General features: G+C 64.3%; 18 protein-coding genes. 12 read left to right on the top strand and 6 right to left on the bottom strand.

Annotated features, from left to right (window positions below):
* Positions 1-498, top strand: coding sequence for a GNAT family N-acetyltransferase (locus AB7G19_RS09430; RefSeq protein WP_085405127.1), 498 nt, complete (start codon positions 1-3; stop codon positions 496-498).
* Here AB7G19_RS09430 and AB7G19_RS09425 read toward each other — a convergent pair.
* Both AB7G19_RS09425 and AB7G19_RS09420 read right to left on the bottom strand, forming a co-directional pair.
* Entirely contained in the window at positions 492-788 is a 297-nt protein-coding gene (locus AB7G19_RS09425) for a hypothetical protein (protein WP_085405128.1), read from the bottom strand. The genes AB7G19_RS09430 and AB7G19_RS09425 overlap by 7 nt on opposite strands.
* Positions 781-1,575, bottom strand: coding sequence for a DUF899 domain-containing protein (locus tag AB7G19_RS09420; protein WP_085405129.1), 795 nt, complete (start codon positions 1,573-1,575; stop codon positions 781-783). Before AB7G19_RS09420 ends, AB7G19_RS09425 begins: the two co-directional genes overlap by 8 nt.
* A 150-nt stretch (positions 1,576-1,725) precedes the next feature.
* On the opposite strand from AB7G19_RS09420, the gene AB7G19_RS09415 reads away from it, so the two are divergent.
* The 7 genes from AB7G19_RS09415 (at position 1,726) to AB7G19_RS09385 (ending at position 9,824) form a co-directional block, all read left to right on the top strand.
* Positions 1,726-2,946, top strand: coding sequence for a helix-turn-helix domain-containing protein (locus AB7G19_RS09415; RefSeq protein ID WP_085405130.1), 1,221 nt, complete (start codon positions 1,726-1,728; stop codon positions 2,944-2,946).
* A 28-nt stretch (positions 2,947-2,974) separates the two neighbouring features.
* Complete coding sequence (locus AB7G19_RS09410) at positions 2,975-3,613, top strand: Vgb family protein (protein ID WP_085405315.1); 639 nt, start codon at positions 2,975-2,977, stop codon at positions 3,611-3,613.
* Positions 3,614-3,750: 137 nt separating this feature from the next.
* The gene (locus AB7G19_RS09405; protein ID WP_085405131.1) at positions 3,751-5,319 is read left to right on the top strand and encodes a DUF4403 family protein; all 1,569 of its coding nucleotides are present in this window, start codon (positions 3,751-3,753) and stop codon (positions 5,317-5,319) included.
* A 129-nt stretch (positions 5,320-5,448) separates the two neighbouring features.
* Positions 5,449-6,573, top strand: a complete 1,125-nt coding sequence (locus AB7G19_RS09400) for an ABC transporter ATP-binding protein (RefSeq protein ID WP_085405132.1) — start codon at positions 5,449-5,451, stop codon at positions 6,571-6,573.
* 56 nt (positions 6,574-6,629) lie between these two features.
* A complete protein-coding gene (locus AB7G19_RS09395; protein WP_071910318.1) occupies positions 6,630-7,688 on the top strand; it encodes an ABC transporter substrate-binding protein in 1,059 nt (352 codons plus the stop codon).
* Between the two features lie 46 nt (positions 7,689-7,734).
* On the top strand, positions 7,735-8,997 hold the full coding sequence (locus AB7G19_RS09390) for an ABC transporter permease (RefSeq protein ID WP_085405133.1): 1,263 nt from the start codon (positions 7,735-7,737) through the stop codon (positions 8,995-8,997).
* Positions 8,994-9,824, top strand: coding sequence for an ABC transporter permease (locus tag AB7G19_RS09385; RefSeq protein ID WP_085405134.1), 831 nt, complete (start codon positions 8,994-8,996; stop codon positions 9,822-9,824). Before AB7G19_RS09390 ends, AB7G19_RS09385 begins: the two co-directional genes overlap by 4 nt.
* A 281-nt stretch (positions 9,825-10,105) precedes the next feature.
* Here the strand turns inward: AB7G19_RS09385 and AB7G19_RS09380 are convergent, their stop codons facing one another.
* Positions 10,106-11,248, bottom strand: coding sequence for a hypothetical protein (locus AB7G19_RS09380; RefSeq protein ID WP_085405135.1), 1,143 nt, complete (start codon positions 11,246-11,248; stop codon positions 10,106-10,108).
* A 505-nt stretch (positions 11,249-11,753) separates the two neighbouring features.
* Between AB7G19_RS09380 and AB7G19_RS09375 the strand changes: the two genes are divergently transcribed.
* The gene (locus AB7G19_RS09375; protein WP_085405136.1) at positions 11,754-12,965 is read left to right on the top strand and encodes an ABC transporter substrate-binding protein; all 1,212 of its coding nucleotides are present in this window, start codon (positions 11,754-11,756) and stop codon (positions 12,963-12,965) included.
* 108 nt (positions 12,966-13,073) lie between these two features.
* On the opposite strand, the gene AB7G19_RS09370 is transcribed toward AB7G19_RS09375, so the two are convergent.
* Positions 13,074-13,607 carry a PRC-barrel domain-containing protein gene (locus AB7G19_RS09370; RefSeq protein ID WP_085405137.1) on the bottom strand — a complete coding sequence of 178 codons (534 nt, stop codon included), beginning with the start codon at positions 13,605-13,607 and terminating at the stop codon, positions 13,074-13,076.
* Positions 13,608-13,844: 237 nt separating this feature from the next.
* Positions 13,845-14,423, bottom strand: coding sequence for a hypothetical protein (locus AB7G19_RS09365; RefSeq protein WP_085405138.1), 579 nt, complete (start codon positions 14,421-14,423; stop codon positions 13,845-13,847).
* Between the two features lie 180 nt (positions 14,424-14,603).
* Between AB7G19_RS09365 and AB7G19_RS09360 the strand changes: the two genes are divergently transcribed.
* Positions 14,604-15,368, top strand: a complete 765-nt coding sequence (locus AB7G19_RS09360; protein ID WP_085405139.1) for a response regulator — start codon at positions 14,604-14,606, stop codon at positions 15,366-15,368.
* A gap of 13 nt (positions 15,369-15,381) precedes the next feature.
* On the top strand, positions 15,382-16,710 hold the full coding sequence (locus AB7G19_RS09355) for an ATP-binding protein (RefSeq protein ID WP_085405140.1): 1,329 nt from the start codon (positions 15,382-15,384) through the stop codon (positions 16,708-16,710).
* 8 nt (positions 16,711-16,718) lie between these two features.
* On the opposite strand, the gene AB7G19_RS09350 is transcribed toward AB7G19_RS09355, so the two are convergent.
* A complete protein-coding gene (locus tag AB7G19_RS09350; protein ID WP_028153771.1) occupies positions 16,719-16,919 on the bottom strand; it encodes a hypothetical protein in 201 nt (66 codons plus the stop codon).
* Between the two features lie 224 nt (positions 16,920-17,143).
* Between AB7G19_RS09350 and AB7G19_RS09345 the strand changes: the two genes are divergently transcribed.
* Complete coding sequence (locus tag AB7G19_RS09345; RefSeq protein ID WP_085405141.1) at positions 17,144-17,680, top strand: lytic transglycosylase domain-containing protein; 537 nt, start codon at positions 17,144-17,146, stop codon at positions 17,678-17,680.
* Positions 17,681-17,742: the final 62 nt, after the last annotated feature.

Raw genomic sequence — 17,742 nt, 5'->3', positions numbered from 1 at the left:
ATGATCAGACTGCTCACGCCCGCCGACGCGGCTCTCTACCGTGCGATCAGGCTGGAAGCGCTCGTAACGCATCCCGAAGCTTTTGGCAGCACGTTCGCACGCGAGCAGGAAAAGCCCCTCACCTGGTTCGAGGCGCGCCTTGCAGCGTCGGACGTTTTCGGCGCCTTCGTCGCGCACGAGCTCGTCGGCGTTGCCGGCTTCCATCGGCAGGACGGCGCGAAGACCGAGCACAAGGCTCTTCTCTGGGGCATGTATGTGCGGCCCCATGCGCGAAAATCCGGCGCGGCGCGGCGCCTTGTCGACGCGGTCGTGGCACATGCCACAGGGCAAGTTGAACAGCTTCAGCTGGCCGTCGTCAGCGAGAACGCCGCCGCCATCCGCCTCTACACCGCTGCCGGCTTTGTCGAATACGGCCGTGAGGTGAAAGCACTGAAGCACGCCGACCGATACTACGACGAAATCCTGATGGCATTGTTCCTCAACGACAGCGGTCAATGACTGACGCCATCCGTATCTCGCCGGATGGCGCCCCGCCGCTCCGAAACCAGCCTCAGCCAGGCCGCCGAATGAAACGCGCTCATCAGCAGATACATCGGCACCATCCCACTCAGCACGGAGCCGTACCCGGCGGCACACAGCATGTCCGCCGGGCCGCCGAGCACGGCCGTCAACACGGCCATGATCGCGAAGGTCGGCGTTGCCGCCAGAGCCAGCCATCTGGCGAGGTGGCGTGCGGCCACCACGCCATCGCGGCTCGCGCCGGTGGCCACGTTGGCGGGACTAGTCACGGCCTTCCGCGGCCTCCTCGCGAAAAGCCTTCTCGCCGGCCGTCGAGATCTCCACCCATTTCTTGTCGGGCGCAGCGCCTTCCGCGTAGCTGTCGTGCCAGTTCCACCATTTGTAGGTTGGCGTCTGCGGATAGCCCTTTGGCGAGTCCTCCCAGACCTCCTGCCGGCCGAGCGGCGTGATGTCGAGATAGTTCCAGGTGCCGCCCATCTGCTCGTCGCCGCGGCTCTTGACGAAATAGGTGCGGAAGATGCGGTCGCCGTCGCGGTAGAACACGTTGGTGCCGTGCCATTCGTCCACGCCGAAATCGGCGTCGAAACTGTCGGTGACGGTGACCCAGGGCATGGTCCAGCCCATCCGCTGCTTCAGCCTGATGATGTCGGCCTGGGGCGCGCGCGAGGCGAACACGAGCGTGGTGTCGCGGGCGTTCAGATGCGAGACATGGGCGACCTGGTCGGCCACCATGGAGCAGCCCCGGCAGGCTTGATCGGGCCAGCCGAGCACGCCCGGCTCGAAGAAGGCCCGGTAGACGATCAGCTGCCGCCGGCCCTGGAACAGATCCACCAGACTGATCTTGCCGCCGGGCCCCTCGAACGCATAGGTTTTGGTGATTTCCATCCACGGCATGCGCCGGCGCTCGGCGGCGAGGGCGTCGCGGGCACGGGTATGCGTCTTTTCCTTCACGAGCAGTTGCTGACGGGCGGCCTCCCAGTCCTGCGGCGACACCACCGGCGGTGTTTGCATGGCGGCCTGTCCGTTAGTTCCTGCGTTGTCTACTGATGTCATCATGGCTCTCCATTCCTCTTGTCCGGGCGGTCCTTCCGCGTCGCGCTATGACGGACGCGGAACCGCTCGACCCTCGCCGCACATTGTCGGTCGTCAACGATTTCTGGCACCAAGCGGTTGCGCGGTGGGAGTAACAAGTGTGGCGGGATTTGAATGGACTCGCTGATCACGGCCGCCGCGCGCGCGTTAGAGGCCGGCGATCCGCTCGGCGCGCTGAACCGCGTTGCGCTGCGCAACGATGCACCGTCGCTGGCGCTACGCGGCATCGCGATGGCGCAGCTCGGCGATCTCGCGAAAGCGAAGACGCTGCTGCGGAGTGCCGCGCGCGCGTTCGGTCCAAGAGAGGCGGTGGCGCGCGCGAGATGCGTGGTGGCCGAAGCCGAGATCGCGCTCGTCTCGCGCGACCTGAGCTGGCCGGTGAAAACGCTCGCGGCGGCCCGCGCGACGCTCGAACAGCACGGCGATCTCGCCAATGCAGCCCATGCGGGCCACATCGAGGCGCGCCGCCTCCTCCTCGTCGGGCAGCTCGACGAAGCCGAGCGCACGCTGGCCGAGCTCAGCCCCTCCCCGCTCCCGCCTGCATCGCAAGTCGTCCGCGAGCTCGTGGTCGCCGGCATCGCCATCAGACGATTGAGAGCGAAAGATGCGCGCGCCGCGCTCAACCGCGCGGCTCTCGCAGCGCGGCAGGCGAAGATCCCGGCGCTCGTGGCCGAGGTCGACAGCGCGAACCTGATCCTCGACACGCCGGCGGCGCGCCTGATCGCGCGCGGCAGCGAACACCCGTTGTTGCTCGGCGAGGTCGAGAGACTGGCGACCTCGACGGCGCTCGTCGTGGACACCTTTCATCATGCCCTGCGCAGGCAAGGCCGCGTCGTATCGCTCGGAACGCGGCCGGTGCTGTTCGCGCTCGCCCGCCTCCTGGCGCAGGCATGGCCTGCCGACGTCTCGCGAGAGGCGCTGATATCAGGCGCGTTCCGGGCGAAGCACGCCGATGAATCGCATCGCGCGCGGTTGCGCGTCGAGATCGGGCGCCTCCGCACCCAGCTCAAGCCGCTGGCCGACATCAGCGCGACGAAGCAAGGCTTCGTGCTGGCGCCGCGCAAGACGCGCGACGTGCTCGTGCTGGCACGTCCCGTCGAGGAGAAGCACGCCGCGGTGCTCGCCTTCCTCTCCGACGGCGAGCCCTGGTCGAGCTCGGCGCTCGCGCTGGCGCTGGGGACGAGCGCGCGCACGGTGCAGCGGGCCCTCGAAGAGCTGGCGCGATCGAACAAGGTGCAATCGTTCGGACTCGGCCGGGCACGGCGCTGGATGACCCCGCCCGTCCCGGGTTTCCCGACAGGCTTGTTACTCCCCGGACCGCTCCTGAAGGCGTAAATTGGATCACATCACAGGGATCAAGCACATGAAGCGTTCAGCCGCCGAGATCGTCAGGGAGTACGGACCTTTTGCGGGTGTCGAGGCCGTGCATGGCGTCACCTATGACGGCACCCATGTCTGGTTCGCATCCGGCGACAAGCTGAATGCGGTCGATCCGGCCAACGGCAGGATCGCACGCTCCATCGACGTCGCCGCGCATGCGGGGACGGCGTTTGATGGCCGGCACCTGTTCCAGATCGCCGAGGATCGCATCCAGAAGATCGACGCTGCCACCGGCAAGGTGATCAGCACGATTCCGGCCCCGGGCGGCGGCGGCGATTCCGGATTGGCCTGGGCGGAGGGCTCGCTGTGGGTCGGTCAGTATCGCGAGCGCAAGATCCATCAGGTCGATCCGGAGACGGGAAAGATCCTCCGCACCATCGAAAGCAAGCGCTTCGTGACCGGCGTCACCTGGGTTGACGGCGAGCTCTGGCATGGCACCTGGGAGGGCGAGGAAAGCGATTTGCGGCGGATCGATCCCGAGACCGGCAAGGTGCTGGAGCAGCTCGACCTGCCCGCCGGGACGATGGTGTCAGGATTGGAGTCCGACGGCGGCGACCGCTTCTTTTGCGGCGGTGGCGATCGCGGCAATGTGAGGGCGGTTCGCCGCCCGAGGCGCAGCTAGGTGCGCGATGACGGATGCGCGGCACCGATGCTGCCGCAACCGTTAATCTGTTCGCCCCAATTCCACCCCACCGGTGCGCTCTAGCGCCCCCCTCGCCTGCCCTGTAGACTTCCGGCCCTGGGCGGCTTGGGGGATTGATGCGACTGACGCTGAACTTGAAGACTATCCTGATCGCCGTGGCGGTGCTCGCGGCGTCGTTTTTCGTCAGCCTGAAGGCGATGGACTGGCTGTCGCCGCGCGCGGCGACGACTGCGCCGCCGGTCGCACAATTGCCACCGCTGCCGCCGGTCGCGAAGAGCTCGATCGTGGTGGCGCCGGTGGCGATCGCGATATCGGCGATCCGCGAACAGGCCGAGAAAGCCGCGCCGCGCAATTTCGCCGGCAAGGCCGATAATCCAATCTCGCAGATCCTGGAGAATGCCGACATCGGCTGGTCCGCCGTGCGCGGGCCGATGGCGGCTGCCGGCGACAAGGACGTGCTGACGATCTCGACGCCGCTCAACGGCAAGCTCAACGTGACGGGCTCGCTGTCGTCGAAAGCCACCGGCGCGCTTGGCGACGCGCTGGGCAGCGTGCTCGGCGGCGACGCAGCGAAACGGATCGGCGCGGTCAACATCAAGAATTTGAACGCCAGCGCCGAGATCAAGGGCAACGTGGTCGTCACCTCGCGCCCGAAGCTCGCGGCCAACTGGCATCTCGAGCCAAATCTCGGCGCCCAGGTCAATCTCGGCGACACCAACCTCAACGTCTCCGGCGCCAAGGTCAACGTGCCGGCGCAGGTGAAGCCGCTGATCGACAAGAATGTCGGCGAGCAGATCAACATCGTCTCCGAGCGCATCCGCAACGATCCCTCGCTGCGCGACAATGCGAAGCTGCAATGGGCCAAGGCCTGCCGCTCGATCCCGCTGCAGGGCTCGGGCTCCTCGGCCGCGCTGCCGCCGCTCTGGCTCGAGATGAAACCGACCCGTGCCATCGCGGCGCAGCCGCGCGTCGACGCGCAGAACGTGACGCTGCTGCTCGGTCTCGAGCTCGAGACGCGCGTGACCTCGACGTCGACCAAACCGGACTGTCCCTTCCCCGACAAGATCTCGATCGTGCCGCCGACCGGCACCGGCGTGAACATCGGCGTGCCGATCGACGTGCCCTTCACCGAGATCAACAAGCTGATCGCGGCGCAGATGGTCGGCCACACCTATCCCGAGGACGGCTCCGGCCCGGTCGACGTCACCGTGAAAGGCGTCAACGTGGTCCCGTCGGGCGATCGTCTCCTGATCTCGCTGCTGGTGCGTGCTAAGGAGAAGAAGAGCTGGCTCGGTCTCGGCGCCGAAGCGACCGTACACATCTGGGGCCGGCCGATGCTCGACCAGGCGCAGCAGACGCTGCGGCTCGCCGACATCCAGCTCGCGGTGGAGTCCGAGGCCGCCTTCGGCCTGCTCGGCGCGGCCGCGCGCGCGGTGGTGCCGCAGATGCAGCAGGCCTTGGTGCAGAAAGCGACGCTCGATCTGAAGCCGATCGCCGCCAATGCGCGCGAGAAGATCGCGGCCGCGATCGCCGACTACCAGAAGAGCGAGGATGGCCTCAAGGTCGACGCCAAGATCGACAGCCTGACCCTCGCCGACATCGCCTTCGATTCCAAGACGCTGCGCATCGTCGCGGAAGCCGGCGGCTCGCTGAACGTCTACGTGACGAAGCTGTCGGGGATGTAGTGCGTCTTCACGCGCCGGACCCGCGCGCGTCGCTTGCGCCGCTGGCATTCTCGTCGGAGGATGCTAAGCTGTTTCCCGCAACCTCGAACGAGGTGCTGACAGCACTGCAGGGGACAACGCGAGGACAACATGGAAGCCGGCATGGTCACGCCTGCGCCGGCGCTGGTGCGCTTTTCCGGCATTCAGAAGACCTACGATGGCGAGCACCTCGTGGTGAAGAACCTCGATCTCGAAATCAGGAAGGGTGAGTTCGTCACCCTGCTCGGCCCGTCGGGCTCGGGCAAGACGACAACGCTGATGATGCTGGCCGGCTTCGAGGTTCCAACCCATGGCGAAATCTACCTCGCGGAACGGCCGATCAAGAACGTGCCGCCGCATAAGCGCGACATCGGCATGGTGTTCCAGAACTATGCCTTGTTCCCGCACCTGACGATCGCGGAGAATATTGCCTTCCCGCTATCCGTTCGCAACACGGCCAAGGCCGAGGCGCAGGAGCGCGTCAACGCGGCGTTGCGCATGATCAAGATGGAAACCCTGGCGCACCGGCGGCCCGGGCAGCTGTCCGGCGGTCAGCAGCAGCGCGTGGCGCTGGCCCGCGCGCTGGTTTTCAATCCGCAGCTCGTACTGATGGATGAACCCCTTGGCGCCCTCGACAAGCGCCTGCGGGAGCAGATGCAACTGGAAATCAAGCAGCTGCACGAGACGATGGGCATCACCGTCGTCTACGTCACCCACGATCAGAGCGAAGCGCTCACCATGTCGGATCGCATCGCCGTGTTCAACGACGGCATCGTGCAGCAGATCGACCGGCCCGACGCGCTGTATGAGCATCCGGTGAACAGCTTCGTCGCTCACTTCATCGGTGAGAACAACGTGCTGTCCGGCACCGTCGAGACGGTCGAGAAGGAATATTGCCGCGTCACGCTGGCTGGTGGCGGCGCCGTGACCGCACGGGCGGTCAATGTATCGGGCGCGGGCGCGTCGACCTCCCTGTCAGTGCGGCCGGAGCGGATCGCCATCATCCCGGACGGCACCTCCAGCGAGGGACCGAACCGACTGCCGGCCAAGGTGCAGAACACCATCTATCTCGGCGACCACGCGCTTGCCGTGCTCGATGTCGCCGGCAACGGGGAGTTCATGGTCAAGCTTCAGCCGGGGACGCATGACGGATTGAGACATGGCAATCTAAGATCTGGTGAAAGCGTATTCATCACCTTCCGTCCCGAGGACTGCCTGGCCCTCGATCCCGTCTGATCCGGACCGGCATCGATCAAGCTCAACGCAACGCAGATGAAGAAGGAACAAGGACCATGCTGAAGCGCAAGACTGGCAAGATTGCTCTGGGGTTCGCCGTGGCGTTCAGCGCCAGCGCCGCGCTGGCCACGGTCGCGCAGGCGCGTGACCTCACCGTCGTGTCGTGGGGCGGCGCCTATCAGGATGCCCAGAAGAAGGTCTATTTCGAGCCGTTCAAGAAAGCAGCCGGCGTCGCGATGAACGACGAGTCCTGGGACGGCGGCGTCGGCGTGTTGCGCGCCAAGGTGCAGGGTGGTGCCGCCACCTGGGACCTCGTCCAGGTCGAGAGCGACGAACTCGCGGTCGGCTGCGAGGAAGGCCTGTTCGAGAAGATGGATTATTCCAAAATCGGCGGCGAGGCCGCCTATATCCCGCCGTCGGTCAATCCCTGCGGCGTCGGCGCCATCCTCTACGATTTCGTTCTCGGCTACGACAAGGACAAGCTGAAGGACGCCCCCAACGGCTGGGCCGACTTCTTCGACACCAAAAAGATTCCGGGCAAGCGCGCCTTGCGTCAGGGCCCGAAGACCACGCTGGAGATCGCCCTCATGGCCGACGGCGTCGCACCGAAGGACGTCTACAAGGTGCTGGCGACCGACGAGGGCGTCGAGCGCGCGTTCAAGAAGCTGGACACCATCAAGGGCGACATCGTCTGGTGGAAGGCCGGCGCCCAGCCGCCGCAATTGCTCGCCTCCGGCGAGGTGGCGATGACCTCGGTCTACAATGGCCGCATCGACACCGCGAACAAGAACGACAAGAAGAATTTTGGCATCGTATGGGACGGAGCGCTCTTCACCCTCGACAGCTGGGTCATCCTGAAGGGTAGCCCGAACAAGGACGCGGCCTACAAGTTCCTGGACTTCGCAGGCAAGGCGGAGAACCAGTCAAAACTGTCGCAGAACATCGCCTATGGCACCTCGAACAAGGACGCAGCCGCCCTGCTCGCGCCCGCCGTTCTCAAGGACCTGCCGACAGCGCCTGACAACATCAAGAACGCGGTCGAGATCAACGTTGGCTTCTGGCTCGAGAACATCGACCGCCTGACCGAGCGCTTCAACAAATGGGCCGCGAAATAACGCGCCCCGCAAGATTCGATCCAAGGCTCGATCCAAGGCTCGACCAATGACGGATGCGCGCTTGACCGGCGCCAATGCGTTGACCGAGGTGCCGCTCAAGCGCCGATTGAGGCGTGCGGAGCGGACACGTCAGGTCAAGGCATTGGCGCTGGTGCTGCCGCTTCTCGTCTTCCTGCTCTTCACCTTCGCAGGCCCGATCGCCGGCATGCTGTGGCGCGCGGTCGATGACCGCGAGGTGCGTCAGGTTCTGCCGCAAACCATCGCTGCTCTCGCCGACTGGGACGGCAAGGACCTGCCGGATGAAAAGGCCTTTGCAGCGCTGGCAAGCGACATCCTGGCGGCGCGCGCTTCCGGCATCATCGCCATCGCGGCCAAGCGGCTCAATTACGCCCTGAACGGTTTTCGTACGATCCTGACCAGCACGGCACGTAATCTGAAGGCGCAGCCGGAGCCCGGCACCGCCAGGGAGACACTGGGCAAGATCAACCCGGCCTGGCGCGAACGGGCCACCTGGACGACGATCAAGGATGCCGGTGGCCCGGTGACCGGATTCTATCTGCTGGCGGCGCTCGACCTGACGCGGAACGTCGATGGTGCGATCGTCGCGGCCGCATCAGACCAGGCGATCTACCGCAACGTCTTCGCCCGCACCTTCCTCATCAGCTTCAGCGTCACGGTACTCTGCCTGATCCTCGGCTTCCCGGTCGCTTACCTACTGGCAACGCTGCCGCCGGGCCGGTCGAACCTGCTGATGATCTTCGTCCTGCTGCCGTTCTGGACGTCGCTTCTGGTCCGCACCTGCGCCTGGATCGTCTTGTTGCAGAGCAAGGGCGTCGTGAACGACAGCCTGCACTGGCTTGGCATCATCGACGAGCCGTTGCGGCTGATCTACAACCGCTTCGGTGTCTGCGTGGCCATGACCCACGTTCTCCTGCCGTTCATGATCCTGCCGCTGTACAGCAGCATGAAAGCGATCTCGCCTGCGTACATGCGTGCCGCCGCCTCGCTCGGCGCGCCACCGACCACTGCCTTCCTGCGGATCTACCTGCCTCAGACCCTGCCCGGCATCGGCGCGGGAAGCCTGCTCGTCTTCATCCTGGCGCTCGGCTACTACATCACGCCGGCCCTCGTCGGCGGCGCCGCCGATCAGATGATCAGCTACTTCATCGCGCTCTACACGACCGAGACGGCCAATTGGGGCCTTGCTTCGGCGTTGGGTGCGGTGCTGCTGCTGGCCACTCTTCTGCTCGCTCTCGTCTACGGCAAGCTGGTGCAGGGACAGCAAGTCACGGGAGGGATGAAGAATTGAGCGATCATTCTTCCCTCCGCACGCCCAGCCAGCGCATCGCGTGGACCGCGACCATCATCATCTCCACGCTGGTGTTCATCTTCCTGATCGCGCCGATCCTTGCGATCATGCCGCTGTCCTTCAGCTCGGGCTCGTACCTCACCTATCCGCTGCCGGGCCTCTCCTTGCGCTGGTACGACGACTTCATCAATTCGCCGCGCTGGATGAATTCGCTGAAGAACAGCATGATCATCGGCGTCGCCTCAACCCTGCTGTCGATGGTGCTTGGCACGCTGGCCGCGCTGGGGCTGGCGCAGTGGAAGAGCCGGTTCAAACCGCTCGTGCTGGCTTTCGTGCTGTCGCCGGTCGTCGTGCCCGGCGTCATCACCGCGGTCGGCCTGTATTTCTTCTTCGCGCCGATCGGACTGACCGGCAGTTATCTCGGCCTGATCCTGGCCCACACCGCGCTGGCGACGCCCTTTGTGGTGATCACGGTCGGCGCGACGCTGCAAAGCTTCGACACCAATCTGGCACGCGCCGCCGCCTCGCTCGGCGCCTCGCCGCTTTATGCGTTCCGCCGCGTGATCCTGCCGCTGATCCTGCCCGGCCTGGCGTCAGGTGCGCTGTTCGCCTTCGCGACCAGCTTCGACGAGGTGGTGATCGTGCTGTTCATGGCAGGTCCGGAGCAGCGCACCCTGCCGCGCGAGATGTTCAGCGGCATCCGCGAGAACATCAGTCCGACCATCACGGCAGCGGCGGTGGTTTTGACCACAGTGTCGGTCATCCTCCTCGCCACCCTGGAAGGCCTGCGCCGTCGCAACGAACGGCTCAAGGGCAGCGGCGCGTGACAGGCGTGCCAGTCCTTCAGACTTGGGACCCGGGCAACCTGCCGTTGACGGGCAGGATGGGAATTATCATGTCGAGTATCGCGACATTACCGATTTGTTCGCAACATTTACGCCATGAGCAAGCGAGACCTTGGTGACGTTCCCTGCCAACGACTTCGGACCAACAGCAGCGAATGAAGTCTGTTCATCGGCCCAACGCGGAAGTCCTGCGACGTCCGCGTTCGCGCCGCGATTAGAGGCATAGCGGACTTCACTGCGTCCCCGATTTATGAGTACACGCCCTAGTTGCGTCGGATATGATCTTTCGCGCCGCGGAGCTTGGCCGCGTAGTCAAACGCGGCGCACTTCCCCAGAGAATTCCTCAACTGTTCAAGCTCGGCGAAGCGGGCGATGTCTTCGTTTATTTCTGGCACGGCGTGCTTGAAAGCATCGTAGGCAGCGCGCATCAGTTGCTCGCGCCGCTGATATTCCTGGAACCCTCCGCCCAAACTGGTTTGGTAGGTGCGGCACTCTGTATCGTCGCTATCGCTACCGCGGCAGCGAAGCATTGCGGCATGCATGTCGAAGCTGAAGTTCTGTTTGCTCGCATAGGTCAGGTGCGTGCTCGACAGGTGCTGCATCACCTCTTCGTTCGAGAACGGGGTATACTCAAGCAGCACATCGTCAAATTGGCCTGTTCCTTGTCCGATGCGCAGCTTGGCGCGAGCGGGCATTAGACCATTGAAGTAGGTGCCTTCATTTGTGAGGTTATCGACTTCCATCGGACGGGTTGTGAAATTGGTGTAGCTGTTTGCGAGCTCGCTGGTCAAAGTGAAGTAGCGTGTCGCGAATTTCTTGACCAGATCATCCATGAGCAAATTAAGAAACACAATGCGTTTGCGGAGGCAGCTGCGCAGGAAATCCTGGTATTCGCCTTTATCGATAAAGTTCATGAACTCGACGTAGTGAACAAACTTGGCAATGTTGCTGATCCTCGTTTCGGCCTCTGCGAGTGCGAAGAACTCGTCCCGGATCTTCTCGAGATCCTGCGGGAAAACGCGATGGGCAGAATTACTGACGAACTTCTGCATGTTTGACTCGATCAGCGCATAATGATCGTTCAGGCGTTCGTCGCGGACGATGTGTTGAATGGTCACAGGTAGGGCGTTCAAAGCATGCAGGATTGCTGCAGCTGTTTGATTTAGAGCGTCGAGCCGGTCACGAATATCGTTGAGCAGATCAATCTGTTGTCTGAGTAGAGCGCGTTCTTTTGCTGCATTGAACAACGACGCAAAGACACTGAAAGCTGTGCTCGCAGCGAACGAGACAGGATTGAAGTTTCCCGAGATCTTTAGAAGGCTCTCAACACTGACGTGGACGCCATCGACTTCAACATTGACGGGGATGCTGCCAATGTTGACGGAATTGCCGTTGAAATCAAACATGTTGCCCCTCACCTGAAATGTTTAAAGGTAAACTTTGGCCCGCCCGCTGTTCGGGTTGCGGATCGTCACTATGATCATTTCTCCGAGGGACCACAACTCCGGCGAGAGACTTGAGCTGCGATGATCGGGCGAAACGAAACCCGCTCGTTTCCGAAGCGGGGCATGATGTGATGACGTGCCGTTCAAATGGGGGCTGGTCTACGCCGCATGCTTGTCAACGTTCGGCACCTCCATCTGCTTGTCCGGCGCGATCGCGTAGTGCTACACGCCGGCTTCGCGGCGCCGCTCGATCGTCTCGCCTTTCTTGAGGGAGTCCCCCTCACCCGCATCGCATCTTCGATGCGCTGCAGCCTCTCCCCGCATGCGGGGAGAGGCGAAGGAAACACCGCCGCGCCCTGCTTATTTCTCCACCCCCTCACGCATCTTTGGCTTAGCTGCCGCGACCGATTGTCGCTAGAACTGTCCCTGCAACAACGCCCCAACAACAACACACAGGGAGAGACATATGCAAAAACTCATCGCCGCGGTTGCGGCCGGCCTCGCTCTCGCCGCCTCGTCAGGCGCGGCGCAGGCGCAGATTTCCGACGATGTCGTCAAGATCGGCGTGCTCACGGACATGTCGAGCCTCTATGCGGACGCGACCGGCAAGGGCTCGCTCGCCGCCGTCGAGATGGCGGTTGCCGATTACGGCGCCAAGGTCGCGGGCAAGCCGGTGCAGGTGGTCGCCGCCGATCACCAGAACAAGCCCGACGTCGGCGTCAACATCGCCCGCAACTGGTACGACAACGACAAGGTCGACGCGATCTTCGACGTGCCGACATCCTCGGTGGCACTGCCGATCTCGGCGCTGACGCGCGAGAAGAACAAGATCAACATCAACTCCGGCGGCGGGTCATCGGACATCACCGGCGTCGCCTGCTCGCCCAACACCGTGCACTGGACCTACGACACCTATGCCCTGTCGAACGTCGCCGGCAAGGCGATGGTGAAGCGCGGCGAGGACACCTGGTTCTTCGTCACCGCCGACTACGCCTTCGGCATGGCGCTGCAGCGCGACGCCGCCAACGTGGTCAAGGAGAGCGGCGGCAAGGTGCTCGGCGAGGTCCGCCATCCGCTCAATTCCTCGGACTTCTCGTCCTTCCTGCTGCAGGCCCAGGCCTCCAAGGCCAAGGTGGTCGCGCTGGCGAATGCCGGCGGCGATACCACCAACGCGCTGAAGCAGGCGGCCGAATTCGGTCTCGTTCAGGGTGGCCAGAAGATGATCGCGCTGCTCCAGGAGATCACCGACACCCATTCGCTCGGCATCAAGGCGACGCAAGGCCTGATCGTCACCGACGCGTTCTACTGGGACATGAACGAGGAGACGCGCGCCTTCTCGAAGCGGTTCAACGAGAAGGTCGGTCATATGCCGACCATGATCCAGGCCGGTCTCTACTCGGCGACCATGCACTATCTGAAGGCGATCGAGGCCATCAAGACCGACGAGGCGCCGAAGGTGATGGAGCAGATGCGCAAAACGCCGGTCAACGACTTCTTCGCCAGGAACGGCAAGATCCGCATCGACGGCCGCATGGTGCACGACATGTATCTGTTCGAGGTGAAGAAGCCGGAGGAGTCCAAGGGCGAGTGGGACCTCTACAAGCTGATCGCCACCGTCCCCGGCGACGAAGCCTTCCGTCCGCTCGACAAGGGTGGCTGCCCGCTGGTGACGCACTGAACGTCTTCTCCCTCTCCCCGCTTGCGGGGAGAGGTGAAAGACGAAAGACACGACAGCGCGCCCGGTGAAAACCGGGCGCGCTTCGTTTCGGCCGTCACGTGAGCAGCATTACTCCGAGTACTTGAACTCGGGCATGTTCTTCAGCTCGTCCTTGCTGGCATTGAACACGGCGTGGTCCGGATACCATTTCGACGTGGACGAGGCGGTCGTAGCCGTCGTCGTCGTGGTCTTCTCGGTGCCGGTCGCAGCGCCGGTGGTCGTGGTCGCCGCAGGCTTCGCGCCCGTGCCGGTGTAGGCGACGGCCTCGTTGACGAACTTCAGCTTCTCGTAGGGGACGGCGACCAGATGCTCGCCCATGCCGAGGAAGCCGCCGACGCCGATCACGGCAATCTTGATGTTGCCGCTCTTGTCCATCAGCAGGTCGTTGATCGAGCCAATGTTCTCGTTGGCGTCGTTGTAGATCTTCAGGCCCGACATCTTCGAGGCACGCCACTCGCCCGACGCAGTCGTCGTCGTTGTGGTGGTGGTGGTGGTGGCCGCGGGCGCTGCCTTGTCGGTGGTGGCGGTCGGGTTTTGCGCGAACGCAACGGTCGCAAGCAGTGCGGTGCCGGCAAGGCCGGCGGCGATCGATTTCATCAACATTGTTGTCCTCTCCTTCAGCAGAAAGCTTATGCGGAGAGAACAGCGGCGATCATCCGCAGTTCCTTTTCTGCGGCAATTTCGTCACGCGATGATGGCGCTGCGCTGCGATGAAAGTTCCTGCGTCACTCAGGAACGTTCGATGAGGAACGTTCCTGATGCACAGTTCCCCGCCGACGATCATGCGCCCTGGGTGAAGCACGATCGCGGCGAGGAACGCGCCGACCTGCGTCGCTCAGGTCAGCTCTTGAAGTCGATTAGAAGTGCGGAGAAATCCGAACCGCCGAATGAGCTGCCGTTGGCGCCGTAGGACGCGCTCGACGATTGCGACTGCTGGAGCGCCTGGAGGAATTGCTGGAGAATGTCCGCCGTGGTCGTGTTGGTCGACGTGCTGCTGGTCGAGTCCGTCGAGGACGAATCCGACGAGCTGTCATCCGGCGGCGGACCGGGCGGCGGTCCGCCCGCACCACCCGGACCACCGGGGCCACCGGCGCCGCCGGGCCCCTTGGCGAAAGCGGACTGAAACACGTTCTTCAGTTCGTCCGCCTGGTCCGAGGTCAGCGTCCCGTTCGACACTTCGTTGGCGATGAGATCGTCGATCTTCGACTTCATCTCGTCCTTGGAAGGACGCGTGCCGCTCGACTGATCGCTGGATCGGCTCGACTGCAAGGCGGTGTCGATATCGGTCAGCGCCGTCGAGAGCGCCGACTGGTCCGACGACGAGATCGTGCCGTCGGAAACGTCCGATTGCAATTGCTGCTGAAGCCGCTGCAGGGGCGACTGGTAGTTACCGGCGGAGGCCGCCGAAATCGAGGTCATAATGGCTCCGTGGCTTTTGCGGGGTTTCGTAAGCGACACCGCCACGGTATGGTTAGCGGCCTTAACGAGACCTTGCCGCTTCCCTGCCCGGGTATTGCCTGCTGTTGCGCCCGGACAGGCAGAAACAATCCGAAACAAAAATCTTCGCCTTTTGGCCCGAATCTTGGACAAACAAAGCGCATGGCCAATCCCAACATCCTGGTCGTCGAGGACGACCGCGAAACCCGGACGTTGATTGCAAAGTACCTGCGCAACAACGCCTGCAACGTCACCACCGTGAGCGATGGTCGGGAGATGTCGCGTGCCTTGGCCGATCACAGGGTCGACCTCATCATCCTCGACGTCATGCTGCCCGGCGAGGACGGCTTGAGCCTGTGCCGCAAGGTACGCTCGGAGGCGCAGACGCCGATCATCATGCTGACCGCGCGCGGCGAGGACGTCGATCGCATCGTCGGCCTCGAGATGGGCGCGGACGACTATCTGCCGAAGCCGTTCAACCCGCGCGAGCTGCTCGCACGCATCAACGCGGTGCTGCGCCGCCAGGCCGCAGCCCAGGCGGCAAGCTCGATCGAGGGCGCCTCCACGCTCGTCTTCGAGGGCTGGCGCATCGATCTGCGCCTGCGCGAATTGCGCAATCCGGAAGGCGCGCGCGTCGCGGTGACCAGCGCCGAGTTCGATCTTTTGCGGACGTTCTGCGAACGGCCCGGCCGCGTGCTGTCGCGCGACAGCCTGCTCGACCTCACGCAAGGGCGCAACACCGGCTCGTTCGAGCGCTCGATCGACGTGCTGGTCAGCCGCATCCGCCGCAAGATCGAGCCCAATCCGGCCGATCCCACCATCATCAAGACGGTGCGCTCCGGCGGCTATCTGTTCACGCCCAGAACCGAAGCGGCCGGGACTGAAGCAGCTGGCAATGAAGCGGTCGCGGCGACCCTGGGCAGTTAGTGGAGCGGTCGTCATGACGCCGTTCCGCTTCTTCCACCTCAAAAGCATCGGTGGACAGATCGCCGCGCTGGTGGTGGCGTCGATCGTCGCGCTGCATCTGATCCTCACCGCCAGCTTTCTGATCAGCCGGCCGGACCGGGCCGAGCCGCCGCCCGACGCCGCCCATCAGCTCGCGGACGCGGCGCTGCTGCTCAACGGCACGGATGCGAGCGAGCGGCCGCGCATCCTCGCCAATATCGTGCGTGCGTTTCCGAAGGCCGGCATCGAGCTCCTCGCGCCGGGGACCTTCTCCGTCGCCGACGACAGGGAGGGCCCGCATCTGCGCAACGTGCGCCGGCATCTCGGCCATCAGTACAAGGTGGTCGCGCTGCCCCCGAATTTCGGCGTGCACCGCGTCGCGGTCGAGCTTCCCGACGGCAGCGTGATCGCAGGCCGCGTCGAGCAGGGCCCGCATCCGCCGCGGTTCTGGGGCGGCCCCTGGATGATAACGCTGCTGTTCGCGCTGATCAGCGTCACGATGCTCGGCCTGTGGGCGGCCTACGCGCTGGCCGCGCCGCTGTCCTCGTTTGCCAGGGCCGCCGAGAATTTCAGCCTGGACGGGGCGGCCGATCCGCTGCCCGAGCGCGGCCCGGAGGAGATCCGCTCGGTCGCGCGCGCGCTCAACCGCATGCATGAGCGGATCGCGCGGCTGATGTCGGATCGCACCCGGATGCTGGCGGCGATCAGCCACGACCTGCGAACGCCGATCACCCGGCTGCGCCTGCGCGCCGAGTTCATCGAGGACGAGGGCAACCGAAGGCGCATGCTGATCGATCTCGACCAGATGCGCTCGATGCTGGAATCCGTGTTGTCGCTGCTGCGCAACGACCGCAAGATCGAGGCGGTGACGCTGGTCGACATCGCGAGCACGCTCCAGGTCATCGCCGACCAGTTCGGCGACATGGGCCATGTCGTGCACTATGACGGCCCCGCTTCGGCTACGGCCGCCGCGCGGCCCGACGAGCTGCATCGGGGCGTCACCAACCTCGTCGAGAACGCGGTTCGCTTCGGCGCCGAAGTGACGATCCGCCTCGACGTATCAGGCACCAGGCTCGTCATCGACGTCGAGGACGACGGCCCCGGCATCTCGGATGCGCGCAAGCAGGAGATGCTGGAGCCGTTCGCGCGCGGCGACGACGCGCGCACCATGGACGAGCACACCGGCTTCGGGCTCGGCCTGTCGATCGCGCGCGCCATCGCGATCGCTCATGGCGGCGAATTGTCGTTGCACGACCGCGCGCCGCACGGGCTGATCGTGCGGATGCAGTTGCCGGTATGGCAGCAGCCGCGGCGGGCGGCGTAAGGCACGCCTCAGGCGGCGAGCGGCGGATGCTCGATCGGGTGCTCATCGAAGATCGCCACCGCCTCAAAGCGGTAGCCGCAGGCGTGGCATTTCCAGAGATAGGAAACGCGGCCTTCGCCCGGCTCGATCCAGTCCGGAGACGGGATCGGTGCCCCACATTGCGCACAGGGGTTCTGCTTGGGGATGTCGCCGATGTCTGCTCGGGTCATGGACGTTCTCCCGAATTTTGAATAGCGATTTTTGGGCGAATGCACGAATAGACAGACCTGCTGTCGCGTAACGCACATCGCCAAGTGCAATCCTAACCTGGGTTTGAGTCGTAAAAACGACGGCCCCGCGAAAATCGCCGCTGGCGGCGTTTCGCCACATCATCGCCGTGTTCCCACGGCCTAACGCGCACGGGTGCAGGTTCGTTCTGCCGAGGAATAATTCAATGAAAATTTTGCGTATTGCCGTGGTCGCTGCGGCCGGGCTGATGTTGCCCCAGGCCGCATTCGCGGGCGAAGCCGAATATGCCGAGATGGTCGCGGCCCATGCCCGCGCCAACGGCGTGCCGGAAGCGCTGGTGCATCGCGTCATCATGCGCGAGAGCCGCTATCAGCCCGGCCTGATCGGTCGCGGCGGCACCATCGGCCTGATGCAGATCAAGCTCGCGACCGCCCGCGGGGTCGGCTACACCGGCGACGCCGCCGGCCTGCGCGATCCCAACACCAACCTCACCTACGCCGTCAAATACCTCGCCGGCGCCTATCGCGCCGCCAACGGCGACCACGCCCGAGCCGTGCGTTATTTCGCGGGCGGCTATTACTACGTTGCAAAGCGGCAGCGTCAGGAGGCCATGCAGGTCGCCAATATGGGCGACACCTGGCTCGAGCCGAACGGCAATCCGCAGCCGATGCTCGGGACGGCGCCGCATAAGAAGCTGGCCCAGCGCGTCAGCAATGCGCGGGCGCAGGTTCCCAACCACTAGCCACCGTCATTCCGGGGCGATGCGAAGCATCGAGCCCGGAATCTCGAGCTTCCCCGGTGCGC

The organism is Bradyrhizobium sp. 215_C5_N1_1 (genome assembly GCF_052075935.1).
Taxonomy (GTDB): Bacteria; Pseudomonadota; Alphaproteobacteria; order Rhizobiales; family Xanthobacteraceae; genus Bradyrhizobium; species Bradyrhizobium barranii.
The sequence above is the reverse complement of the archived record's forward strand: the minus strand, read 5'-3'. Positions and strand labels throughout refer to the sequence as shown.